Origin of the sequence: Dehalobacter sp. DCA (assembly GCF_000305775.1) — a bacterium.
In the GTDB taxonomy this organism is placed as follows: domain Bacteria; phylum Bacillota; class Desulfitobacteriia; order Desulfitobacteriales; family Syntrophobotulaceae; genus Dehalobacter; species Dehalobacter alkaniphilus.
The window spans coordinates 1,566,344-1,591,290 of sequence record NC_018866.1; the positions used below are offsets into that span (position 1 = coordinate 1,566,344).

Consider the following 24,947-nt stretch of genomic DNA (forward strand, 5'->3'; position numbering starts at 1 on the left):
ACCTTTAAATAATTGTTTTAGCAGGGTATTCGTCTTTAAAGATCGTCTACCAGCTTTTCCGCAGCCCGATTTCCGCTCAGCAGGCTCTGATCTACCCATAGATAATCCCATTCTCCGAACCGACCGGCATATAAGATTCCCACAGAATCCAAATAGTCGCGCACGATTTTTCGGTTATGATAGATTTCCGGCGTGAACATCACATTAGCATATTTTTCAACTCGCACATCTTTAACCAAAATCTCATTCTCTTTGAAAAGACCCATCCACGCCATCTGTTCAATTGCTTTTTCGGCGATAACTTCCGGCAATTCCGTCAAGGGCTTCCTCTTTGAAAAATAGATCTCCGCTTGAATAGAACTGCAGCCTTCCGGTACGTTGTTCGGCGACTTGATACTCGGTGAATAGACCCTTGAGGGATATATCTCTTCATCATAAATATAAAACCACAAGGATGGTGAGACATTCTTTCTGTTAAATCCCAGCGAAACCATAATTCCAGATGTGTAATCCAGCCCTTCAGCAGACTTCCTCACTTCCCAGGGTACATTCTTCATGATCGGGATCAGCTCCGTAAGCGGAATTGTCGAGATGAGCCTGTCATATGCCATTGGTTCATGATTCAAAAAGCTCAGTGTCTTGCTTTTCTGATCGATTTCGCAGACTTCCATCGAGAAGCGGATATCCGCGTCTTCGGCTAATGGTGCCAGGAATGCTTGAAAGCCGCCGAACTTCGGATAATGCATTTCCTTGGAATAATGCACATTTGGCGTATCCTCAGACATTGCTCCGCGAAGCACCTCGTCAATGGATGGCTTATACATTCTATTTTCCGCCCATTTTGATTCCAGCTCACAGGATTCCACCGTCCAGTATTTTCTTGTGTATCTAGCTGGAAAATGATCGGTAAAATAGTCACCGTACTGGTTTCTCAGCCAGTCATCAAAGTTAAAAACTGACCTATCCCAGCGTCCGATAAAGCCTTTGATAATTTCTATCTTCTCCTCAACCTTTAGTGAAAAGAGATTGTTTTGGACAGGATTTCTTACCCAGATACCATCATAATAGTTCAGTGCTTCGGGCATATGAACAAAATATTCCGTTTTATCTTCAAATAAGCCGTTGAAATACGAATTTTTGGAAAAAGCCAGATGAGCAAAGGTGTCAAAGGTAAATCCGTCAACCGTAAAGCTGCTGCAAAGGCCCCCATAATGGTTCTTCTTCTCAAAGACTGCCGCCTCTATTCCATTTCTCCTTAATGTATACGCCGCAGAAAGCCCCGAAACTCCGCTGCCCAGGACAGCGACTTTGACATCTCCCATGATAACCTCCATCCTTGATTCGTATTGAACTACGCTGAAACTTAAATGAAATTTGTCATTCACTCCTTATCCAAGAACGGCCACAAATCGTCGAATTCTGCAGCCTTTAGGGTGCCGTCCGGCATTACTCTGGAGGCTATTCTCGGTGCGATAATGCCAAATTCCTGCACCATAACCTCGCAGACCACCGGCCCGTCGTAAGTTAGGACTTCGTGTACCTTATCTGCGATCTCTTCTCTGTTAGAGATTCTTACGGCCTTGATACCGTAGGCGCAAGCGACAGCACAAAAATCAGGCATTTCTAAGCCGCTGTCAGGGCCAACGCCAAGGAAACGATCGTTCATATAATTGTGCTGATTGTGCCGTATCAGCAGATAGCCATGATTGTTATAAACAAATAGTTTTATAGGAAGGTCATTATATTTCAGTGTAGCCAGTTCCTGGATATTCATATGCGCGGAACCATCCCCCGCCAGAGCAATGACTTTATCCGACATCGCCGCAGCCCCGATAGAAGCCGCCCAAAAGCCCATACTGGAAAGCCCTCCAGAAATTATATAATTCTGTCCTCTTTTAATCTTCCATGTCTGAGATACAATATTGCACACGCTGCCCGTGTCCACAATAATGTTTGTATTTTCGGGAACCTGCTCCGTCAGCAGTTCAGTAAAATGATAGCTGTTGATCGGATGTTCCTGACGGTATTCTTCCTGCACAACGGGATACTTTTTCTTGTTATTCAAACAGAATTCCAGCCACTCCATCCTGTCATCCATCATAACTTTCGCTTCAGCAGCCAGCATCTTCTCCAAAAAGCTTTTTACATCATAACAGAGTTTTATATCAACAGACACATCGTTTTTATCCAGCTCTTTCGTATCGATATCCACCATGATTTTTTTTGCTTCACCCGCAAGCCTCTCTGGATAATATCCGATCGTGGAAACCGCAAGCCTGCTGCCCAGGATAAAAAGTAAATCACAGTTCTGTATTGCAAAGTGTGAAGCTCTGTCACCATAACTTCCTGGTCTTCCGACAAAGAGCGGATGATCAGATTCGATAACGTCAATGCCGCCGCGGGAGGTAACAACCGGAATTTGATATTTTGCAGAAAATGCCTTCAACATATCTGATGCGCCGGCGCTTCTTACGCCATATCCAGCCAGGATCAAGGGTTTTTTTGCAATCTTAATCATATTAACGATCTCAAAAATATCAAAATCTTCGCAAACCTGCTCGGGGACAATAAAGCCTTCCATTTCTAATTCGTCAGGAACCTGCCTGTTCTGAATATCGACGGGAACATCCAGCCATACCGGGCCTTTTCTCCCGTTCATGGCCTCAAAATAGGCCCTTTCCATATGATAGCGGATATCCTTGGGGTCCATGACGGCAGCAAAGTATTTGACGATCGATGAAACCAGCGGCTCCAGGTTGAGACTTTGGGTACCTTTCTGGCGAATTCCGGTATCTATCTGATACTGCAAGATCCGGGAGTTAGCCTGTCCGGACAACACGAACATTGGACAGGAATCCACATAGGCACCAGCTACTCCCGTAATAGCATTGGTAGCTCCCGGTCCAATAGTAACGAGGCACGCGCCGGGTACTCCTCCGACTCTACCGTAACAGGCGGCTGCCATGGCAGCTGCCTGTTCATGATGGCAGCAAACAGCCTGAAGTCTTTCGTTGTTCTTGAGTGCGTCGGTCAGCCACATGGCGGAACTCCCTGATACCATATAAACTGTTTTAAGTCCTTTTTTTTGCAAAAAATCAAAAATATATTCAGATACAGTCATGGCCTTGTCCTCCAGCTATGATTGAGTTTATACAATCGTGAACTGTCAATTTGATGAGAAGAACAACGAGATACCTTCATCCAAATCGACTCGTTGGCTCCATCCCAATTGTTCAATTTTCAAGGTCGACGGAACCATATCCAAATAATTGCTTGGAACAGTTAATCCAGACGATTCCACAATAATGTCAAATGTCTTTCCCTTTGCGGCATGCTGAATTTTTTTAGCGAGATCTAATATCGAAATTGTTGAACTCTTACTGCCTATATTATAGACCTGTCCAATTTCTCCATGAAACATTACATGAACCATAGCTTCTACTGCGTCATAGATGTAGGTAAAATTTCTTAATTGCTGCCCGTTCGAATGAATGATGATGTCACGATTATTATTTGCACAGGATATAAATTCAGCGACAGTATTGTCCTGATGCATTTCTGATCCATATAAATGAAACGGACGAACAATTTTTATCGGCAATTGATATTCTTTGAGATATAACGCACCGAAAAATTCAGTATTCAGTTTACTAATCGCATACACATTATTAATATTTCCATAATCTATAAACCCAATATCACTCTCAGACAATACTGCATTTGAGCTTTTTCCATATACACTTGCGCTGCTAATCAACAACACCCCTTTGGCATTAGTTCGAACTGCAAATTCAAGTAAATTTTTTGTGCCGTTAACATTGACCTCCATTACCTGCATCGGGTCTTCTTGACACCTTTTTGTGTCACATATTCCGGCAGCGTGGATGATATAATCCGCTTTGTTTTCTAATGAAAATTCTTTAGTAATATCTTGAAAGATCAATTCTAAATATTTGGATTCTCCAAGGGTCTGACGAGCTTTATCCAAATTATGCACAACCGCAGTTATCTTTGAAGATGTAAATCCATTCGCAATGAAAAATTTCTTAAGAAATTTTACGATATTCCGACCAATGAATCCATCCGCCCCGGTAACAAGAAATACATCTCCGTCCTTAAGGCAATCATTAATTATAGTGTTCGTATACTTCTTTAGCTGATTATCCATTAGTAAAACCCTTCAATTTCGACACTGTTTCAGCCAGTTTCTCCTGCGGTATAAACAAATAATTCATTTCTTCAGTATCTTCATTAACCTCCATCAAGATGCGTTTCTTTCCATTTCTGTTTAACGCAATACAGACATAATCCAAACTTGCGAGAAGTAAAATAATATCGTTTGGGTGGTAATCAAATGCCGAGGACCATTTCCGCAACATTTCGGTAAATATGACTGGTCTGCTTTTTTTAATCGTTCCCAAACCGCCACGGAAAACAAAAAACTCAGCACCTTCCACATCACATTTTATGAAGTCAACATGATCAATTTTTTGTTCAGTACAAAAATCGTCTAACCGACGGATTTTGCATTCTATTTGTTGAGATTCATCATTGATATATTTCAGGTCTCTCATGGAGCTGGTTTCTGTACATTTATTATTAAAATAAAAAATGGCCTGTTTATTTTCATCGGACAATCCAATGTTATAGATTCTTTCTGTGCTTAAACTGTTCAGCTGCAAATTCTTTTTTAAATATAAAAACGTGTAAAAGATCGGTTCAAATGAGAATACCTGAACATCTGGATGGTGTTTGGCTATACAAACGGAATACCATCCGATATTTGCTCCAATGTCAAATACTACAGCATTTTCTGGGATAAGTTCGTACAGATTATCTTCCAATTCCGCTTCAACAGTATTTGTCGCAAGAATATTGGACACAACCGAAATGCAGGCGCCTTGTTCTGCACAGAGTTTGATTTGTTCTTTTTCATATTCGATTGTAAAGACAATATTTGTTCCATCAAGCTCTATCTTGGAAATACACGATTCCTTTATTAAATCTGAAAGGTCATATAGAACGTCCAATACTGGCATTATCAATTTATTAGCTTCGAATCGGGTAATCTCAGCCTTTTTATATGCATTTTGTACTTCCCTTAGTCGCATTTGACACTTCCTCCATTGAACTTTATTAGTTAGCATAATACACAAACGAAATATGATTCATATAAGACCGCAGATATAGTGTATAATCGTCCCTATACTGTTTTATGATTAAAGGGATCTCCCAAAAGTCCCATGTTTTGTGATAGCCGGCCACTGCGAGGCGGGGCTTGTACCTGCATATCGTCTGTTCTGCACCTTTCAGGGCTTCAATCTCCGAACCCTCGATGTTCATTTTGATATAGGTCGCCTGGACCCCGCCAAGAGTTTCATCAATCGTAACCGTCCTGATGCGTTCCTTTCCGATATCCGCTACAAAACTGCCGGGGCCATTCAGCGAATAGAGGTTTACACCCCTGTCATGACTGTAAACACCGGCTTTAATAAGATTGATTTTTTTTCGGATATCCTCCGGCATTCCGGCCACATAATCTTCCAGCCGTTTAAAGTTGCTCCCGTCCGGTTCGAAGCCGTAGTAGCCTTGAAACGTATTATCGTTCTCTCCGAGGAACGTCTGCAGACTAATCCCGTTGAAAGCCCCGCAGTCCACAAAAACCTCATCCGGGCGCTTTTTTAAAAAGTCATCTTCAAAATACTGCTTTTCCTGGGTCATCGTCGGAATGGCAAGTGAATCATCCAGCATTCTGAATTCAAGGATCTTCAGGAATACTTCCCGGGAGAGGTCGTCCGCAAGCATCTGATAGACTTTCTCGATATCGCCCCTGTGACTGCTCATCTGGTAGACATCCGAGCACGAAGGCAGGTTATACCTATCTCCATCAAACAACGCGTGGCATCTTCTGAAAAACGTATAGTCTATCAAGTGACGGCACCCGAATTCCCGCAGTTTTTGATGTACTCCCGTGTGCCCGCCGGTACGCAAGGCTTCATCAAAGCTTTTGCAGTACCTTTTTCCGTCCGTATTGATGGTAACGATAACCAGCGTGTTATCTCCTGCCCTGCGAATAATATCCTGCGGCGCGATAACTTCAAGCCCTTCAACAAAACTGCCCCATTTGGCATCGCTCCCGTCGGCAAAATACTTTGGCTCAATTCCGATATCCCGTAAAACATACAAGAAGGCAATCCCGGCACTGCCTGCACCGTAGAGGACAATACCGTTCGTAAACCGTCCAAGATCGGATTTCATTTTTTTAATAGAAATCTCAATGTTTTTTTGCTTTTGGTCAAATTCGTAAAAAAGTTCCTGAACTGATTTCATTGTCCTCACCTTAACGTTTGTTCTATCTTTGACTTAGTGTTTCTTCGATGCCGGCAGCAACACCTACAGGGGAAATCCCGTACAGTTCATTCAGATATTCCCTTGATCCGGTCACCGGAGCAAAATCATCGGGAAAACCAAAAGGCCTTAATTTCACGCTGAAGCTGCCCATATGCCGCGCCAGCACTTCGGATACCGCACTGCCCAATCCGCCGATCATACTGTGTTCCTCAAGCGTAAACATCGCCTTGTATTTCCCGACGCAATTTAATATGAGCTCTTCGTCAAGAGGTTTTATGGTATGCATACTGTAGAGCGCCATGGATATTCCTTTATGTTCGAGCAGCTCACAGGCCTTGACGGCATCCTTGACCATCGTTCCCGTGGCAAACAGTACCGCGTCGCCGCCGTCCCTCATTTTTAGTGCCTTACCGATCCGGAAATCGATTTCCTTGTTGTGCACAATGGGATCTACACTGCGTCCTATCCGGATATAAAGAGGCTTGTCAAAGTGCTCGGAAGCAAGCATGGCTGCCCGCATCTCCACCGGATCAGCAGGGCAGATAATATTCATATTGGGCAGCACCCGCAGCATCGCGATGTCAAAGGGCGCATGATGGGTCGGCCCCGCGTTCCCGTACGCCAAACCTCCGCCGACACCTACCATGACAACGGGATTCTCCTGAAAACATACGTCCAGCACAATCTGTTCCATTGCCCGCAGGGTCATAAACGATGCAACATTGTAGATATAGGGTTTTAGCCCCATGGCCGCGAGCCCGGCACCAAATCCGACAAAATTTTGTTCTGCAATACCAACGTTAACAAAGCGGTCCCGAAACTCCTTCTCAAAATCTTCAAACACGGAAAAACCCGTGTCGCCAATCACACAGACGATTTTAGGATTTTCTCGAGCCATCTTGGTCAGGGTGTTGATATAGGTGATTCTCATCTGCTCAACTCCTTCAACGCAATCACAAGCTGTTCGTCACTCGGGGATTTAAAGTGCCATTCGAGACGGTTTTCCATAAAAGACACACCTTTCCCCTTCACGGTATTCGCAATGATAACAGTGGGCTTGGACTGGTTGCGTCCGCAGGCGGTCATCAATGCCCGGTAAATCTGATCGTAGTCGTGGCCGTTTATCTCAAGCGCATTGCATTCAAAAAAGGCAAATTTGGCTTTGATGTCACCCATATCCATGACTTCAACGTCGCTTCCATAGGACTGAAGGCGATTTCTGTCTATAATGAGTACCAGATTCGAGAGATGGAATTTCGCTGCAAACATAGCAGTTTCCCAAACGGAACCCTCGTTGCACTCCCCATCACCCATCAGGACATAGACATTGCCCGGCAGCCCCTGCAGCCTTTTGGCGTAAGCCATTCCGGCACCGACACTTGGTCCGTGCCCGAGCGAACCGGCTGACATCTCGACACCGGGCGTAACATAACGGCGGGTGTGGCCGGCATAGTTTTCCCCATTTTGCGTGTGTTTTTCCAGATCCTCCATCGGAATGATCCCCATATGAGCCAGCACGGTATAGTAAGACGCCGCAATATGACCCTTGCTGAGGATAAAGACGTTTCGTCCCGGATCGTCCAGATTGTCTTTGGTGAGATTCAGGATACGTTTGTATAAGACAGACATAATATCAATAGACGAATAGCCTCCGCCAATATGAGAATCCCTGGTACGGTTTGTTATCCTGGCAACGTCCATACGGACCTGCCGGGCAAATTCAGCAACATCGTCAGTTTCAATTCTAGTAAAACTCATTGAATTAACCTTCTTTCCAGTGTTCAGCCAGTCATTAGAAGTAGATATGATAAAATCGATGGATCTGTTCAAGGCAGAGTTCACGTTCTTCTCTGCCGGAAAGCTGACCTTTGAAAAATCCCACAATTTCACGGAGCATATCGTCACAGCTGAGCTCAGGTTCCCAATCAAGCTTTGCCAGTGATTTCGTTATGTCCAGACCCAGCGTCTTTGACTCTATCACCTGCGAAGCGGCTTCACCGATAAAATATTCTGCGGGTCCTTCATAAAAGCCTTGCATTTTGCGTACGACCCACAGGACCTCTCTGATTCCATCCTTGGTGGGACCGATGTTCCATTGGCTTGAATAGTCCCCGGGATTAGAATACAGCAGGCGTCCGACAGACAAGTATCCGTTCAGCGCGTCTAGCATGGACTGCCAGGGCCGCGTCTGGCGAGGATTGCGAAGCTCGACAGGTTTTCGCGCCGCAATCGATCTTAATATGGACGGGATCAGCCGTGACTGCACGTGGTCACCGCCGGCCAGCACGTTGCTGGCCCGAACAGTGGCAACACCCACCATCCTCTCCCCGGTCTGAAGATAGGATCGCTTGTACGTCTCAGCAATATACTCCATACATGTTTTGCTACTGGAATAAGGGTCAACCCCGCCGAGTGGATCGGTCTCCGCGTACACAGCACCGTCGCCTTTGTTCTCATACACTTTGTCGGTCGTAATGACAACAACGCTTTTAACACTGTCGCAGGCGCGGATAGCCTCAAACAAGTTCACTGTGCCCATAACATTGGTTTCATAGGCATTGCGCGGATCGTCATAACAGTCCTGGACAATGGCTTGGGCTGCGAGGTGGATCACAATTTCCGGCCTGAAAAAACAAAGTGCCTCCTTCAGGTGCTCAGCGTTCCTTATGTCACCCGTCACACTGTCTGTCATTTTGCCGCCCTTGATTTTCTCAAACAGGCATTCATCCTCGGGAGCAAGCGCATATCCTCTGGTCTCTGCGCCCAGCGCATACAGGATTGCAGTAAGCCAGGCACCCTTGAAGCCTGTATGACCGGTTAAGAACACCCGCCTTCCCAGGTAAAATCTTTTATTGGTCAGACTCGCTTTTTTATCCATATGCCACTGTCCACCCTTACGTTCCATGTTTTAGGTTTTGACAAGGTATCAGACTTATTTAACATTTATTAATACGGAGATCATCGTCGACCATCCCGTCCGCGATACGCTTTTTCAGGCACTTCAGACGAGTACACTTATAGCCTGTGAAAGTCTCTTTATCAAAGCCGACTAGCTCGTAGAACCTTATCAGTTCTTCAGCGCCTTTCGTAATATCCCACTCAGGTTTGTAATAATCCTTCAGCACTGTAAGGATCTTATCTGACGAAACACGATAGCTGCGGGGGTCGGTATGTTCTCCCGTGAAGATCAGCTCCGTTCCCGGTACGCATCCCTGAGCCGCTTTAGCCAACTGGCTTACGGTAAAATTATTGTTGGCAGTACCGACATTGAAAGCCTCATTTTTAATAAGTTCCGAGGGTGCTTCCACGCAGGCTATAAAAGCAGCCGTGATATCGCGGATATGAGTCATCGGGCGCCAGGGTGTGCCGTCGCTCATAATCTGGATAAGTTTATTCGTAAACGCAAAAGCTACAAACTGGTTAAAAACAATATCAATCCGCAGGTTCGGACTTGCCCCATAGGCAGTGGCTGGACGAAGATAAACAATCACAAAATCATCTGAACACATTTTTCTCAGTTCGCATTCGCTTTGCCATTTTGTTTTGGCATAGGCTGTGATCGGGTTTTTCTCTCCTTCTTCATCCACCTCTTTTGAAGAAGATGAGATCCCGTAAATGCTCTGAGATGAGGTATAGATAAAACGTCCTACTCCTGCCTTCTTGGCACATTCCGCTAAGCGGATCGTCGCTTTGAAATTGATCTCCTCCGTGAGATCGGGGCTGAGATCTCCCAACGGATCGTTGGAAAGTCCCGCCAGATGCAATATGCAGTCGACACCTTTCAGATCTTCTTCGGTTACTTCGCGTATATCCTTTTTAATTTGCTTCACAAGCTTCTGGGGTGCAGGGACCAAATAACAGTCATCATAATAACCTATGTCATAACCGATCACGTCATAGCCGGCATCCGTCAGGATAGGTACCAGTGTAGAACCGATATAGCCCAGATTTCCAGTCACTAAAAGCGTTTTCTTTTCCATATTTAACGTCTCCTCAAATCTTTATACCTGATATACCTAACGCCAGCATTGTTACCACTTAATCCAAGGCGCAGTTCCTTTCTCAACCAGCATGTCCAGATGAATCTTATCACGCAGCGTATCCATACACTGCCAGAAACCTTGATATTTATAGGCCATGAGCTCATTGTCCCGAGCAAGATTTTCGAGAGGGTCCCGTTCCAAAACGCTACTGTCCCCTTCCAGGTAGTCAAAGATTTGCGGCTCCATCACCATATATCCTGCATTAATCCAGCCGCCGTCTTCCTTGTTCTTCTCTGCAAAATTGGTAATAGCCTGACTATCATCAATTTCCAGAACACCAAATCGTCCGCCGGGCTGTATAGCAGTCATTGTGGCAATTTTACGGGATGCTTTGTGAAAGTCCACAAGCTCGCTGATATTGATATCAGAAACACCGTCACCGTAAGTCAGCATAAAAGTTTCCTCTCCGACATACTTTTGTACACGTTGAAGCCGTCCGCCCGTCTCGGTTTTTAAGCCTGTATCCACAAGTGTCACTTTCCAGGGTTCTGCCACATTGCTGTTGACGATCATCTCATTGTTATTTTTAAAATCAAAAGTAATATCGGACCGATGCAGATAATAATCGGCAAAATACTCCTTAATTTTGTATCCCTTGTAACCACAGCATATAATAAATTCGTCATAACCATAGTAGGAATAGGACTTCATGATATGCCAAAGGATCGGTGCATCACCTATTTCGATCATTGGTTTCGGCTTCAAATGACTTTCTTCACTAATCCTCGTCCCAAATCCTCCTGCCAGAATCACTACTTTCATGCTTACCCCTCCTGTTACTGTTCATTCGTTCATTTGTTCATCAGCATTTTGGTCATTAATTTATATATTCATAGCAGCTATACTGTTCTTCAATTCAGTAATTTCCGGATCATTCGGAATAATTTCCTCATAGCCCTGAATAATTTCTCTGGCTTCTTTGAACATCCCGTTCTGGATAAACTGCTTCAGATTGGCTTTCACAATCTGCGCATATTCCTGCATTTCGGCGCTGACACTAGGCTTCGCCTGATCGTCCATTTTCTTTGTCAGCCTGTTCAAAAGCACTTCTATTCCTTTTTTCATATCAGGATACTCGAGAAGTGCTTTTTTCAAATACCTTACATATTGGGCCCGATCGGTAGTTTCAACAAAACGGGCTTTATCAAGGTAGTAGAAGAATATTTCTTCCTTATCGGCCAGAAGATAGGGTTTGTCATCTTCAAATATTTCCAGTCTGTAGATTCTCCTGATATAACCGATACCGTCTTTGATATACCTATCCAGCACCTGATCGTACTTTTCCTGATCAAGATGTTCCGTTTGAAGCATGATCCTCCGCAATATTTTGTGAACCCTTTGTTCTTCAAGGGTGGAATCTTTGTCCTGACTCTGCAGATAGGTATCACACAACACAGCAAAATCTGGATATTTTTCATTCAGATATCTGAAGAACAATTCCAGCTCCTGCTCCTGAATTTCAAGATTTATGCTGTGTAAAGAGATCTTCCTTTTCATGATGAAATAGAACACATCTCCAAAGTAAAACCCAAGCTCATTAAGCGGTAGTTTGCTGATCTCATCCAGTAGCTGATTTACATTTTCCTGATCCCAGAGCCTGATTCTATTTAATAAACCATACTCCGTATCCTCGTTTTGGAAAAGTTCGGCTGCTTCTTTCCTTCTATCGTCATTCTCACTCAGTAATAAAGACTCTAAAGCCAGGCAAAAACTTTTTTCCAGGTCTCTCTTGGCAAATGCTTTTATTTTATTGTAAAAACCTTTAATCCCTTTATATTTTTCGAGGCTCAAATATAGCGCAATTTGATGAGGAACAGCTTTTTCGACCAATTCAATGGATTCGATCTTCTCCAGTACTTCCAGCGCATCAGCTTTCTGATTCATTTCCTTGTACATAACGCCTAAGTCATAGTATACTTCTTCTGTTTTGGAGATCGAATTCGCCAAAATTCTTGGGTCTTTTCCGAGATACTGTTCATAGTTCTCAGCGTAATATAAAAACTTCTGGTAACTTGCAATGGCTTCCTGGTATTTCTTTAACATCCCCTGAGCTTTAGCGAGACAAAACCATAAGTCAATGGCCCATTCCCTGTATTCTAGGCCTTCCTGAGCTATTTCTACAGTCTTCTTGTACTCACCATTATCGTTGTATAAAATAGCCAGGGTGCCATACACATAGAAATACTCTACTGGATCCAAGTTCTTTCTTTTGGCAGTCTCGTAAGCTCTGATTGCGGGCTCCAGGGCGTCCTTATGATTTTTAAATGTGGCAATCGTATTGGAAAGATAAAATAATAAGCCAATATTCTCCGGGTCCTTCTCGATGGCTTGCAGTAGGATGGGCTCGTAAAGCTTAAACTTCCGCTTTTTAAGTTCCGGATCATCGGCAGGATAGCCATAATGAAGCAGCACGGTATCAATGACTGCCAGGGGCGGGTTGAAGATAGGCTCTTCGTGAATAACGCCACGAAAGCCAAATTCGGCGGTCTTGCGAAATAGCCGTGTTACGACGCCGGTGCCAATTTTGCTTGGTTCATTAAAATGATAAATATTGTTAATTTTGATTGCTGCTGCGTTAATATTTTTAGATGCCTTTGTTGTCAAAAATTGAACAATCGGCTTATGATCCACCAGCTCTTCATCGGCATCCACAAACATAAACCAGTCTCCCTGGGCATACTGCACCGTTATATTCCTCATTTTTGAATAGTCATTTTCCCAGGGATGGAAATATATTTTATCCGTGTATTTTCTGGCGATTTCCACTGTCTGATCCATTGAGCCCGTATCCACAATGATAAGTTCTGAAGATACTGCGTTTAAAAGTGGCTTAAGGCTTTCCAAACATCTTTCCAGATTTTTCTCTTCATTTTTTACCATCATACCGATGCTTAATTTCAAAGCGTCCCACTTCCTTCAGTAAATGTCAGTTATCATGACTCTCAATTATTTTTTCACTAGTTCCTGCCGCATGATATATTAGAATTAGGGTTGACATGGTATTAAATATATTATCGGCTAAGATGCTGTCTTTCTGGAGAAGAAATTTTTCTCATTTCAGCTCTTTCATCCGGGTTGATGCTGATTCATAGCCATCTGCTGCAGCTCTGGTATAGTATTCTTTGGCCTTGGTCATGTCGCCTGTTGTTTCATAGTACACGCCCAGATTATATGCTGCCAGGAAACTTCCTGTCCCTGTCGTTGTGCTGTACTTATCCGTCTCTCCCAATTGAAGACAGGTTTGATACTCCCGTTCAATTTCTGGAAAGAGGTGAATATATTTGTCCACATCAGAAAAAACAAGTTCCATGTAGAAAAGAGCGCATACAAAATGAAAGTCCGGATAATCAGCAAACTGTGCTCTCTCTTTTTCAATCATGCCAAGTCCTTTAAGTAGTTTCCCGGTGGCAAGAATATTGTAAAGATAGTCAATCACAACAAGATCTCTATAGCCTGCGTTTCGACCCAGAAATTGATAGCACTTTTCGAAATAGTCGTTTGCCGTCTGATATTGACCGGATAATTTGTATTGTTTAGCCGTCTGGTATAGAAGATAAGGGTCACTAGGATGATTGTCCAATTCGAGTAGCAATAAACGTAAATTTCGGCCCGTTTTGTCCGTTTCGTAGTAGCCGTCATGATTCACTTCGATTTCCGTATTGACCCGTGGAAGGTTTGATATAATTTGCTCATGAACTCTGCCTTCAAAATAGATTCCTTTCGGAATCAACCTGGAAACCCAAGTGCTGGAAGTTCTTATTTCATGATCCTGCCTAATCTTACTGACCACTTTGATTCTGCCGATGGCCTCAGGCTGCTCCATAAAGCGCTGAATACGCTCTTTCGTTCCCTGTGTAAGAACTTCATCAGCATCGAGGATTAGATTCCAATCCCCTGCCGCGTAACTCAGCGCAAAATTTCGGGCCTTGGCAAAGTCATCCTCCCAAACATAATCGCATACTTTAGCACCATAAGCGTGAGCAATTTTTTTCGTATCATCCGTGGAACCCGTATCCGCAACAATCATTTCATCAACAAGATGCTTAACACTGTCCAAACATCTGGCTAAGACCTTCTCTTCATTTTTAACAATCATGACCAATGATAGCTTTCTCATCTTGCTCTCTTAACTCCAAAAATTTATCTTTTAACGAAGTAACCACAATTTTTATTAAAAATCAAACTCTCCAAAATTAAGAGAGTTTTTATCGTATGCTCTTTATTCTTTATTCCCGGGCAAATTCCCCTTAAGCATCTGTTTCAGCTGGTCGGATAATTCCGCTTCCGGAAGTTTGGATGCAGCGGAAGCCTTCATATTTTGATTCTGCACTTCTTCATAGACTTCGCTGCGCAGAATCTTAATATCTTTGGGGGCTTCAATGCCAATCCTGACCTGATCTCCAACTACCGCAACCACCACAATCTCAATATTGTCGCCGATCATGATTCTTTCATTGATTTTCCGTGATAAAACCAGCATCAGTCCACAGCTCCTTCTTGATCGTTTTTTGTTCCGATAGAATCCTGCTGTGTTGGAAACAGTGGCTGCCTGGAAGAATGAATCTCATCACTTAGGATTAATTGAACCCCTTTATGGGTCCTCGCATTCAAAATCAGAGGAGCACGCAGGTTGACGGTCGACTGGGTCAGATCATTGGCGTGTACGGTAATGATATTCCAAACATCCACGTTATCGGCAACTGCAATGTCCAAAATCTCTGTTTCGCGCGAACTCAAGTCCACCTGAGGCAAATATTCCGGAAAAAAGAGCTGTGACCGGATCAGAAAAAAAGCAATTTCCCGGTTGGCGACGGCATCCATCCTAGCCAGGAAAGTATCCTCTTCAATATTCAGAGAAAATTCTTTTAACTCTTCAAATCCGGGTATTCCATCAGGAAAAAAGATAACTGATTCAATTCCTTTGCCATCCATTGTTTATTCTTCCTCCTTGGTCTGTCTCATTCCTATTCCTATTCCTATTCCTATTCCTATTCTTATTCTCATACTCATTTTCATCTTCATTCTCATTGTTTAATATCAATGGCTTGTCCTACCGCTTTGATTTCGAGGTAGGCTTGCTGCTCAATAAAAGAACGAACAGACGGATACTTGAAGCCGTCTATCGATACCTCGCCCAAATCGGTGGAATAGTGAACATCACCCTGCTGAAGATTAGAATGAACTTCAGCTGGGGTATACTGAATCTCAATGGGTGCAAGTGAAGCAATCGTGACCTCGTTCTCGGGCGGGACCATCGCTTGAAATACCACTTGTCCAATCGGCACATTATTTTCAATCTCGCCTATTTGACGCCCCATTTGAACGATCGTTTCCAGGTCCTGTTGGAATTCAGCATCGGCATTCGCTTTAAGGCTTTGGTGCATAAACCAGATCCCTCCAAACCCCATCGATTCGCGCATTGAGCTGGAGTCAATTTCGAGGTTCGGTTGTGATGTTCGAACCTGAACATTCGGATTAATTTGATCAATCTGTAAATTAGGCTGCTTTTTATTCAGTTCATAACTGGCATCATTAATATTCAAGCCGATTCTGGCAAACTGCTGATTAAACTGCAGGCTAATCATACCGGCACCTCCGGGCAATCACTATCTGTGGAAAGAAGAAAACAAATCTAATTTAAGATAACATTGTTGAAAATGACTTTATCGGAGAAAATCAACCAAAGAAGGCTGGATAATTTGGGCGCCGACCGACAACGCCGCCCGGTACGTATTCATGGTGGAGTTATAATCCACGATCGCTGCTGCCAGGTCCGTATCCCGAAGATTGGACAGGTTCGTCTGTGCATTGATGATACTGGTCTCAAGGTTGTTATTGATTGTTTCTACCCTGCTGATCTTCGCTCCGAGTTCTGCCCGGCCATCGATAAACGAGCTTAATAGCGAATCAAGATCCGAGATGGAATTGCCGACTGCGGTGTAATCACCATTATTCAGTGCCGTTGAAAAATTATTCAGCGCTGTAAAAAAATCGCTGACCCCGGTCGCAGAATTGACGCCAAAAAGCTGCTGGCCATTAATCGAAATATCAAAACTGACATTGGCGCCCAGTTCGACGGACAGCGATTCGGTATTACCTGTCCAAAGGCCCGTTCCCGGCCAGGGGGCTGTGTCCGTATTTGTTCCGCTGAAAATATAACGTGAACCGACTTGGCTGTTGGCCATGACGCCGAGTTGTTCAATAATCTGATCAGCTTCCTTCTTAATTTCACCCAGATCTTCTGGGGAATTGGTCTGGTTGGACCCCTGGACCGCAAGCCCTCTTAACCGCTGCAGCATCGAAGTCATGTTGGCAGTCACCGATTCAACACTGGACATATAGTCAAGTGCCTGGCTGGCATTGTCCTTCCATTGCTCCATCGATGTAATATTCGTCTTCAGCCCTAGAATAGCCGTAATTTTGGATGGATCATCCGAGGGTTTCGATATTGCTTCGCCTGTGGAAATGTTGTTCTGGAGATCAATCATTTTATTGCTGGATTTTTGCAGATTTGACAAAAGGTTGCTGCTGAGAATATTATTCGTTATGCGCATCGCTTATTCCTCCTATTTCGTGACACCCATGCCCAGAAGTGATTCCAACATGGTATCCAGCACCGTCACAATTCTGGCTGCCGAACTGTACCCTTTCTGAAATCTAATCATATCAATCATCTCTTCATCCAAAGAAACCCCTGACAGTGCTTCTCTGGAATTGCTGAGCTGTGTGGCAAGTACATTTTGGCCTTCAGCCATTCTGGTGCTTTGTTCCACATCAGAACCAAGTTCTGCCGTTAATCCTTCATAGTAGTCCAAGATTGAACTGGTTCCCAGCGCAGTAACACTGGCCGGCACGGAAGCATAGGTCGTCAGACTGTTCCAGCCTGATGACAGTGACGAGATGGCCAGGGCAATACTGCTGTCACCAGACGAAACTCCAGTAGCATCCGCAATTCCAGACGCAATGAGATTGACGTCATCCTGAATGTCTTGATTCACAATAATATTTGCGGCCGTTATCGGACTGGTTAAATCCGAGCTGGTAAAGAAGTCCAGTCCCGTATCTGTCGTGAGTCCTTGACCTGACTGGTGAAGCGCATTGACTGAATCGGCAATAACCGTAACCAGTGTATTCAAATTGCCCCTAAATTCGCTCAGATACGTATCCCGCATTTCGATGTCGGCCTGAAGAAAACCCATGCCGCTCCCGAGATCAACCTCAGCGGCAGTTTTTGTCCCGTCCGCGGAAGCTTCCCACCATACCTCGCTAAAACCCGTGGCTGCATCTGTCGGAACCGGGTTCTCCTGTAGGTGATATGCCAAGCCGTTTGTGACGAGCACATTATCGGCAGCAGTGGAATTCCCGATTTTCACCGTATAATTCCCTACGGATCTATCCGTAAAATTGGGATCCAGGGATTCCTCCACGGTAACCGGCACAATTTTGGACAGCTCATCAACAATTTGGTCTCTCTGGTCCTTTAAATCATTTGGGTTGTCCCCTCTGATCTCAGCATTCCGGATTTGATTATTCAGCAGCTGTATCTGATTGGAAAATGTATTAATCTTCGTGATCGTTGTATCAACGCTGTTATTAAGGTCATTCTGCAAAGAAGTGATCTGCTGATCAATATTATGAAAAGTTTCCGTTAGCGATACTGCTTTTTCCCTGACAACGATACGAGAGGCACTTTCCTCCGGAAAATTAGCCAGATCACTCCAGGCATTCCAAAATTCCGACATATCGGAGCTAAGGCTGTAATTCGAAGTTTCATTAAAAAACTGCTCAGTCAGACTTAAGGTCGCTTCCTTTCCAGACCAATATTCGTACTGTGATGTTTCTCTGCGGTACTGCTGGTCGAGATAAGCATCTCTCACCCTTGTGATATCCCTTAAAAAAGAACCCGTACCGATGCTCAAATCCTTGCTGTTAGCAGTAATCGTCAGCGGCGTTGTTGCCTGCAAATTGGCGACTTGTCTCGAATAGCCCGTAGTACTGGCATTGGAAATGTTTTGGCCGGTCGTATCGGTAGCTGCCTGCGATGTAATTAAAGCTCTATAGGCTGTTTCCAGCCCCATAAATGTTGAGTACATACCCGTTACTCCTTTTTTATCAAGTCCTTGAGCTTATTGCAGAAAAACCTGTCGTGTTTGAATCTTACGAATTGAAAATCAGATGCTCTTATTAATCAAATTATTTTGACTGAATTCATTTTTTACACCTTTATTTGAAGGATTTGAGTATGTTGTATGCTTTTGGCCCGTTAGAAGTCTCAATGTAAAATCGGCAATACTCAAAGCACTTTTAAGCAATTTGGCATTGATTTCATGTAAATTTTTAAGTTGGCTAATGGCTTTTTCGAATTCCTGGCCAATCGGCTCAAAGCCCGGAGAATATTGGATCAGATCCGTTAAGGTAATATCCTCTGCTTTCTTGCCAACCTCTTTGCCAAAAAATTCTGCCCAGTAAAGTCTTTCCTCTTCCAACTGTCCGACTTCGAGCAGAATCTTTTCTTCCTGAGCGGTGATGCTTTCTATTTTCTCAATAACATTGTCCACGAGCGCTTTCTGCTTTTCCTGTTCTAATTCGACCAACTGCCGATAGAAAGCAATTTGCTGTTGTAGGTTATTTTCCAGACCTGCTACATATTCTGCCACTTATTTTCCCTCCATCCCGCTTGGAGAAAGAATTCCTTCTGCAATAGAAGCTGCATCAAGGTTAAATTCACCATTGGCAATTTGTTCCGAGATTGCTCTGACCCTATCATCTCTGATGTCCGGCATCTCCTTCATCTTTTGCAGCAGCTTTTGAAAAACCTGCGCATTTTCAGATACAGCCAACTGATCCTTTTCTGAAACCGTATTGACCTTACTCGTCTGCGATACCCGAGTCGCAGCCTGGACACTACCGACGGGGGAAATCGAGGTACCATCTATTTTCATCACATTCACCAACCTGACTGTTTTATCTTTTTTAGTTTTATACAGTTTTCTTATCGTCCAGCAGCCCAGTAATCTGAACAACCTCCATGACTGATTAAGGTTAATTACCTCTTTACAACTCTTAATATCTCCTAATATCACGCTATTATGCCATTTATAAAGTTTGGAATAATCTTTCTCGTGTCATTATCCGGCAGAATGCTGTATAATATTGGTTGGCTTGATAAAAAACGATCAAAAAACCTAATGTTTTCGGTTAAGAATTACGTTATTAATAGTGTATAGACGTATATGAAGAATTATCTGCAAAGCAGTTATTAATGAAGATTACACAGGAGGAACATCGGTCAATGGATATAACTACCATCTTGGGGCTTGTCCTGGGATTTTTCGGTATCTTATTCGGTTTTGTCTTAGAAGGTGGACATCTTGGTTCTTTGTTTGCTGTATCTCCCATATTTATTGTTGTTTTCGGCACACTGGGCGCTACGGTAATCGGTATCCCTTTAGACGAGCTTAAGAAATTGCCCAAATGGTTAAAAATTGCTTTCATGAATCAATCCTTCGGTGTGGAGAAAGCCTATTTCACCCTGGTGCATTTTTCCGAGAAAGCCCGTCAGGAAGGACTTTTAAGCCTTGAGCAGGAATTGGAAACCGTCGATGACAAATTCACCAAACAGGGCATGCAGCTGGTTATTGACGGTACAGACCCGGAAATCACCAGAAGCATCCTGGAATCAAATATTGCTGTTTTGGAAAACAGACATAAGGTTGGGATCACCTTTTTCGAGTCCGCAGGCGGCTACAGCCCGACTTTGGGGATTATCGGAACAGTCATGGGTCTAGTTCACGTTCTTGGCAATCTGACGGACCCCGACAGTCTTTCCGGTTCGATTGCCGCAGCCTTTATTGCCACCCTCTACGGTGTTTGTCTGGCTAACCTGGTCTATCTGCCGATCGCAGCCAAGCTGAAAATAAAAAAACCAATGGAAGTGCAGACCATGGAAATGATTCTTGATGGGATTATTTCGATTCAATCCGGGGAGAACCCCGCGATCCTGAAAGAAAAACTCAAAACTCACCTCGGTTATATGCCCGAAAAAGAAACCAAATTTGAAGGTGCATTTGAAGCCAGTGAAGTGAATTATTAATAAAGTACTAAAAGCATTAGAACAGAAGCGGTGATAAAATGAGAAGGCATAAAACACAAGATGGCCACCCCCCTGGTCAGGAACGGTGGCTTGTCACCTACTCGGACCTCATTACGCTATTAATGATTTTTTTTATTGTGATGTATTCAATGAGTCAGGTTGACGCCAACAAATTTAGGGCAATGGCCCAATCCCTGAGCATAACGCTTGGCGGTGCGGCACCTTCTGCGGTTAACCTGTCGGAAACACAGGCCGGGGATTCTTTCATTGAAAGCGGGAGTACTGAAGGTTCAACTTCGACAGGCCAGGACGACCAGCAAGGAGTAGAGCAGGAGATCACCCCTTCAGAAGGAACTGGTCAAGGAGATACGGATTATCAGGAAAGCCTTACAATAGAGGGGATCAAAGCCAAATTGGACCAGTTTGCGAAAGAAAATGGAATTGAAAATAAACTCGTATCATCCATTGAGGAACGAGGCCTGGTCATCAGTATTCAGGACACCTTGCTATTTAACAGCGGCTCGGCAGAAATATCAACGAATTCGCGGGCCATCCTGAAAAAAATCAGCACGGTCCTGTCCGCCTCACCGAATTATATAAAAGTGGAAGGACACACCTGCAACCTGCCAATCCATACCGCAGAATTTCGAAGCAATTGGGAACTGTCCGTACTCAGGGCGACCAATGTCGTCCATATTCTTGTCGATGACGGTGAGATCGATCCCCTTCGGCTGTCAGCAGCAGGGTACGGTGAATACCGCCCGATTGCCGATAACAGCACAGAACAGGGAAGAATCACCAACCGCAGAGTCGACCTGATTATCCTGCGTTCCAAGTATGATCTGCTCGAACCGGGCAGCAGCAGTAACAATACGGCCACAGGTGCCGACAGCAACGGAAACAGCAGCAACTAGCAGTTACAGGACTCCGAATCGATCTACTAGCACACTTACCGCTTTAGTAAGCCAGGCTTTTGATGGCTCTATAGATAATATTGCACGTCATTTCCAGTTTCTCTTCGTTGACTGCGGATATTTTGTCTTCCGGCGTATGATTGTTCACCAGCCACTCCTTGCCCAGAATGGTTACCGCAGGGATGCCGGTGCCTGTAAAGGATATTTCATCGCTGTGATGGCTGCCGCCAGAAACATGCTCAAGGACCGCCCCATTTACCCTACCGGCTTCTTTCATGGTCTCAATCAAAGTCTGAGAGCCTTCACTGGCTGACCAGAGAATATACTCGCCCACGGCCCCACTGGCAACTGTATCAGCGTTAATCACAGCTATGATTTCGGAGAGCGGGATCAAAGGGTTCTGTACAAAATATTTGGAGCCCAGAAAGCCCATTTCCTCAGCACTCCAAAAAGCCACTGCAATATTGATTTTAGGCGCAAAACCGTCCTGTGCCTCCTTCACCAGCTGACGCATGACTTGAAGAATGCAGCCTACACCAGAAGCATTGTCATTCGCCCCCGGATAGACTTCCCCGTTATAAATACCGAGATGGTCAAAATGGGCAGAGAGGATAAGTGTCTGTTCCGGGTTATTCCCGGTAATACCAGCTAAGATATTGGCCGCCGGGACCCGAAGTGTGTCCGTTTCATCAGGTCGAAAGAGCGCTCTGCCGTCAATCATCTTTTCTTTCATCGAAGGAATTGAAAAGAGCTGCCAGTAGTTGTCCGCGCTAAAAGACTCCAGCAGCAAGGCCTTGAATTGTCCTTCCAGGTAAACAAGCGCTTTGGTCTCTCCCGCAGTTCCCGCCCGGCGGCCTTCGAGATTGGCATGAGACAAGTACTGGACATCTTCGATGGCTTTTCTGGAAATCGCCTTGGTTGAAGGCACCCAAACAGTACCTTCGCCTGAAGCAAATTCAATACTGGAAGACGGAATTCCCAGAAGGCTTCCGAGTTTCTGCCCCCAGGCCCCAGGCAGGACCGTCCAGGGGATAACAAATGCCGCCATTCCGGCTGCAATTTTTAGAAAAGTCCGGCGTGATTTCATATTTTATAATCCTTTCACGGAGGGAGTAACATGTCACTAAAAATCAACAGTTCCACCCAAAAAAATAACTTTGGGATTGACCTTCATCAAACTTCAGAAAAAAAGGAAAGCAGCTTCAGCAATATTTTATCACATTCCCGTCAACTTCAAAGCCAGGAAATGCAACTTTTTCTGGAACGTCTTGAAAAGCAGGGGCAAAAGCTCTCCGAGAACATATCTTTGGAAAATCTGACGGAATTTAAAACCATGGTCAAAAGTTTTCTTCAGTCAACCTTTGGAAAAAGCAGAAATATGCAGGAGGAAACCTTTTGGGATTACCGAGGCCAGCCGAAAGTCATGGCCAGGGTAACGAAGATCAACAAGGCACTGGAAGAATTGGGTGAACAAGTACTCTCTTCTCAGTCTGAACCTTTAAAAATCCTGGAAAAAATCCATGAAATTAAAGGACTTATTATCGATCTATTCACCTGATATTAAAAACGAGTTGGTCTTTACAATATTTTGAAAAGTATTTAAAAACGTTGTACCAGCGAAAGGAGTAATAAAAAGAATGATGAACAGCACTGGCATGATTACGGATTATCCTAGATTCGTTAAATCTTTCCAAAATGTCAGCGGTCTTGACTTGAACTATTATAAAGAAAACCAGATGAAAAGGCGAATCCTGAACTTCATGAGCACCAGGGGGTACCAGGAAGATTATACGGACTTCCTGAAAGATCTCAGTCTTAAACCTGACCTCTACGATGCGTTTTTTAAACATCTGACCATCAATGTCACGCAGTTTTTCCGCGATGTCAAGCAATGGGATGTCTTTAGGGAAAAAATTATCCCCGACCTGTTAAAGACCAGATCTTCCTTAAAAATATGGAGCGCGGGCTGCTCAGCAGGCCAGGAAGCGTGCACCATGGCGATCGTCATGGCAGAATATTTTCCTGGAATAAACTTCAGTATCCTAGGAACAGATATTGACATCAACGTCTTAAAACAGGCCCAGTCGGGTATTTATGACGAGCGTGATTTTGCCAGCACTCCCCCCCATCTTCTCGATAAGTACTTCAACAAGTCTGAAAAGAAGTTCCAAATCAAAAACACGCTGACCAGGAATCTGACTTTCAAGGCGCAGAACCTGCTTACCGACAAGTTTGACCGTGGCTTTGATCTGATTGCCTGCCGCAATGTCGTCATCTATTTTACCGATGAAGCGAAGGATGTGCTGTACAAAAAATTTGCAGACTCCTTGAACCCGAAAGGGATACTTTTCACAGGCTGTACAGAGCATTTATTCGGCCAAAGCCAGCACGGCCTTAAATCCGTTTCCTCGTTCTTTTATCAGAAATTATAAAAAAGCTGCTCCCCTCTAAAATCTTACTAAACCTTAAACGAGAGCACAAACCGAATAAGATGCTGCTAATAGTTTACAAACTCTTGGCAGCATCTTTTTGAATTCATCCCAGCGGGTTTATGCTGTCAGGTTTATCCCACCAGGCTCGGTTGTCCCGATACCATTGAATCGTATCCCGAATTCCCTCGTTAAGATGATACCGGCATTGCCAATCCAGCTTCGTTTTCAGCTTCGTGCTATCCAGCGCGTATCTCCAGTCGTGTCCGGGCCTGTCAGCAACCTGAACCAGCGCATCCGCCGGTTTACCCAGCATGTTCAGTATGGTCCGGGCCATCTCTAGGTTCGATGTTTCCTCCCCGCTCCCAATATTATACACCTCTCCTGGTTCCCCGTCCGAAAGTATCTCCGCAAGCGCCGCACAATGGTCCAGTACGTGGATCCATTCACGTTTATGGGACCCATCCCCATAGACAGTCAGCGGCATATCCTGTAAAACCTGAATGATACTATGCGGAATAAATTTTTCTTTATCCTGATTGGGTCCATAGTTATTGCAGCACCGGGTCACGATCACCGGAAAGCCGTAAGTTCTAGCAAAAGCCCTGGCCATTAAATCAGCAGCTGCTTTGGATGCCGAATATGGGCTGTTTGGACGAATCATGGAATGCTCCGAAAACTGTTCTGCCTCATTATCAAGACTTCCGTATACTTCATCGGTGGAAACCTGAATAAAGCGTTTTCCCGTAAAGCCGTTCTTCTCCCAATGTTCCTTGAAACAATGAAGCAGCGTTAAAGTCCCCATCAAATTGCTTCGGCCGAAAACCAGAGGATCGGTAATACTTCTGTCCACATGCGATTCGGCAGCAAAATTAATCACATCATCGGGGTCACATTCCTGAATAATGCGTTTGACCTCTTTCGCAGTACTGATATCCCCTTGCGTAAAATAATACCTTGGATGAGCTGCCAGGTCTTGAAGATTTTCCACCTTTCCTGCGTAAGTCAGTTTATCAAAATTAATGACGATAACATCCTGATTGCGCTGCAAAATATATTTAATAAAATTGCTTCCGATAAAGCCTGCGCCACCGGTAACCATAAGAACTCTCATATT

25 protein-coding genes are annotated in these 24,947 nt (G+C 44.2%); 4 read left to right on the forward strand and 21 right to left on the reverse strand.

Translation table 11 applies throughout. The annotated features are described in order from the left end of the window. Positions 1-35: 35 nt before the first annotated feature. From DHBDCA_RS07540 to flgM, 19 genes are all read right to left on the reverse strand, one after another. Positions 36-1,322, reverse strand: coding sequence for a protoporphyrinogen/coproporphyrinogen oxidase (locus DHBDCA_RS07540; RefSeq protein ID WP_015043617.1), 1,287 nt, complete (start codon positions 1,320-1,322; stop codon positions 36-38). A gap of 59 nt (positions 1,323-1,381) precedes the next feature. Further along, the gene (locus DHBDCA_RS07545) at positions 1,382-3,121 is read right to left on the reverse strand and encodes a thiamine pyrophosphate-binding protein (protein ID WP_015043618.1); all 1,740 of its coding nucleotides are present in this window, start codon (positions 3,119-3,121) and stop codon (positions 1,382-1,384) included. Between the two features lie 45 nt (positions 3,122-3,166). Beyond that, positions 3,167-4,168, reverse strand: a complete 1,002-nt coding sequence (locus tag DHBDCA_RS07550) for an NAD-dependent epimerase/dehydratase family protein (RefSeq protein ID WP_015043619.1) — start codon at positions 4,166-4,168, stop codon at positions 3,167-3,169. After that, entirely contained in the window at positions 4,161-5,147 is a 987-nt protein-coding gene (locus tag DHBDCA_RS07555; protein ID WP_242824875.1) for an FkbM family methyltransferase, read from the reverse strand. Before DHBDCA_RS07555 ends, DHBDCA_RS07550 begins: the two co-directional genes overlap by 8 nt. Further along, positions 5,137-6,330, reverse strand: coding sequence for an FkbM family methyltransferase (locus tag DHBDCA_RS07560; protein WP_015043621.1), 1,194 nt, complete (start codon positions 6,328-6,330; stop codon positions 5,137-5,139). The genes DHBDCA_RS07555 and DHBDCA_RS07560 overlap by 11 nt, the downstream gene beginning before the upstream one ends. A 22-nt stretch (positions 6,331-6,352) precedes the next feature. Continuing rightward, positions 6,353-7,282 (reverse strand): transketolase family protein, encoded by a 930-nt coding sequence (locus tag DHBDCA_RS07565; protein ID WP_015043622.1) that lies wholly within the window; start codon positions 7,280-7,282, stop codon positions 6,353-6,355. Next, on the reverse strand, positions 7,279-8,109 hold the full coding sequence (locus DHBDCA_RS07570; RefSeq protein WP_242824876.1) for a transketolase: 831 nt from the start codon (positions 8,107-8,109) through the stop codon (positions 7,279-7,281). Before DHBDCA_RS07570 ends, DHBDCA_RS07565 begins: the two co-directional genes overlap by 4 nt. A gap of 34 nt (positions 8,110-8,143) precedes the next feature. Continuing rightward, positions 8,144-9,229: a CDP-glucose 4,6-dehydratase gene (rfbG, locus tag DHBDCA_RS07575; RefSeq protein WP_015043624.1), complete on the reverse strand. Its 1,086-nt coding sequence runs from the start codon at positions 9,227-9,229 to the stop codon at positions 8,144-8,146. 58 nt (positions 9,230-9,287) lie between these two features. Further along, on the reverse strand, positions 9,288-10,331 hold the full coding sequence (locus DHBDCA_RS07580; RefSeq protein ID WP_015043625.1) for an NAD-dependent epimerase/dehydratase family protein: 1,044 nt from the start codon (positions 10,329-10,331) through the stop codon (positions 9,288-9,290). A gap of 51 nt (positions 10,332-10,382) precedes the next feature. Further along, positions 10,383-11,156, reverse strand: a complete 774-nt coding sequence (gene rfbF / locus DHBDCA_RS07585; protein WP_015043626.1) for a glucose-1-phosphate cytidylyltransferase — start codon at positions 11,154-11,156, stop codon at positions 10,383-10,385. A gap of 60 nt (positions 11,157-11,216) precedes the next feature. Further along, positions 11,217-13,295 carry a tetratricopeptide repeat-containing glycosyltransferase family 2 protein gene (locus tag DHBDCA_RS07590; RefSeq protein ID WP_015043627.1) on the reverse strand — a complete coding sequence of 693 codons (2,079 nt, stop codon included), beginning with the start codon at positions 13,293-13,295 and terminating at the stop codon, positions 11,217-11,219. Between the two features lie 151 nt (positions 13,296-13,446). Next, positions 13,447-14,511 carry a glycosyltransferase family 2 protein gene (locus DHBDCA_RS07595; RefSeq protein ID WP_015043628.1) on the reverse strand — a complete coding sequence of 355 codons (1,065 nt, stop codon included), beginning with the start codon at positions 14,509-14,511 and terminating at the stop codon, positions 13,447-13,449. A 102-nt stretch (positions 14,512-14,613) separates the two neighbouring features. Next, positions 14,614-14,874, reverse strand: coding sequence for a carbon storage regulator CsrA (gene csrA, locus DHBDCA_RS07600; RefSeq protein WP_015043629.1), 261 nt, complete (start codon positions 14,872-14,874; stop codon positions 14,614-14,616). Further along, on the reverse strand, positions 14,874-15,326 hold the full coding sequence (locus tag DHBDCA_RS07605) for a flagellar assembly protein FliW (RefSeq protein ID WP_015043630.1): 453 nt from the start codon (positions 15,324-15,326) through the stop codon (positions 14,874-14,876). Before DHBDCA_RS07605 ends, csrA begins: the two co-directional genes overlap by 1 nt. Before the next feature lie 92 nt (positions 15,327-15,418). After that, complete coding sequence (locus tag DHBDCA_RS07610; protein WP_015043631.1) at positions 15,419-15,979, reverse strand: DUF6470 family protein; 561 nt, start codon at positions 15,977-15,979, stop codon at positions 15,419-15,421. A 78-nt stretch (positions 15,980-16,057) separates the two neighbouring features. Then, a complete protein-coding gene (flgL, locus tag DHBDCA_RS07615; protein ID WP_015043632.1) occupies positions 16,058-16,948 on the reverse strand; it encodes a flagellar hook-associated protein FlgL in 891 nt (296 codons plus the stop codon). Positions 16,949-16,960: 12 nt separating this feature from the next. Continuing rightward, positions 16,961-18,487 (reverse strand): flagellar hook-associated protein FlgK, encoded by a 1,527-nt coding sequence (gene flgK / locus DHBDCA_RS07620; RefSeq protein ID WP_015043633.1) that lies wholly within the window; start codon positions 18,485-18,487, stop codon positions 16,961-16,963. A 78-nt stretch (positions 18,488-18,565) separates the two neighbouring features. Beyond that, positions 18,566-19,051, reverse strand: coding sequence for a flagellar protein FlgN (locus DHBDCA_RS07625; protein ID WP_015043634.1), 486 nt, complete (start codon positions 19,049-19,051; stop codon positions 18,566-18,568). Next, positions 19,052-19,336, reverse strand: coding sequence for a flagellar biosynthesis anti-sigma factor FlgM (flgM, locus tag DHBDCA_RS07630; RefSeq protein WP_015043635.1), 285 nt, complete (start codon positions 19,334-19,336; stop codon positions 19,052-19,054). It abuts the gene before it with no gap. A 350-nt stretch (positions 19,337-19,686) separates the two neighbouring features. Here flgM and DHBDCA_RS07635 point away from each other — a divergent pair, with 350 nt between their 5' ends. Continuing rightward, positions 19,687-20,487, forward strand: coding sequence for a flagellar motor protein (locus DHBDCA_RS07635; RefSeq protein ID WP_015043636.1), 801 nt, complete (start codon positions 19,687-19,689; stop codon positions 20,485-20,487). A 38-nt stretch (positions 20,488-20,525) separates the two neighbouring features. Then, a complete protein-coding gene (locus tag DHBDCA_RS07640; RefSeq protein ID WP_034378401.1) occupies positions 20,526-21,401 on the forward strand; it encodes a flagellar motor protein MotB in 876 nt (291 codons plus the stop codon). 43 nt (positions 21,402-21,444) lie between these two features. Here DHBDCA_RS07640 and DHBDCA_RS07645 read toward each other — a convergent pair whose 3' ends face one another. Further along, positions 21,445-22,488 carry a M28 family metallopeptidase gene (locus tag DHBDCA_RS07645; RefSeq protein WP_015043638.1) on the reverse strand — a complete coding sequence of 348 codons (1,044 nt, stop codon included), beginning with the start codon at positions 22,486-22,488 and terminating at the stop codon, positions 21,445-21,447. Positions 22,489-22,518: 30 nt separating this feature from the next. Between DHBDCA_RS07645 and DHBDCA_RS07650 the strand changes: the two genes are divergently transcribed. Continuing rightward, positions 22,519-22,959 carry a YaaR family protein gene (locus tag DHBDCA_RS07650; protein ID WP_015043639.1) on the forward strand — a complete coding sequence of 147 codons (441 nt, stop codon included), beginning with the start codon at positions 22,519-22,521 and terminating at the stop codon, positions 22,957-22,959. A 79-nt stretch (positions 22,960-23,038) separates the two neighbouring features. After that, the gene (locus DHBDCA_RS07655) at positions 23,039-23,833 is read left to right on the forward strand and encodes a CheR family methyltransferase (protein WP_015043640.1); all 795 of its coding nucleotides are present in this window, start codon (positions 23,039-23,041) and stop codon (positions 23,831-23,833) included. Positions 23,834-23,936: 103 nt separating this feature from the next. Here DHBDCA_RS07655 and rfbB read toward each other — a convergent pair whose 3' ends face one another. Then, complete coding sequence (gene rfbB / locus DHBDCA_RS07660) at positions 23,937-24,944, reverse strand: dTDP-glucose 4,6-dehydratase (RefSeq protein WP_034378399.1); 1,008 nt, start codon at positions 24,942-24,944, stop codon at positions 23,937-23,939. Between the last annotated feature and the right edge of the window lie 3 nt (positions 24,945-24,947).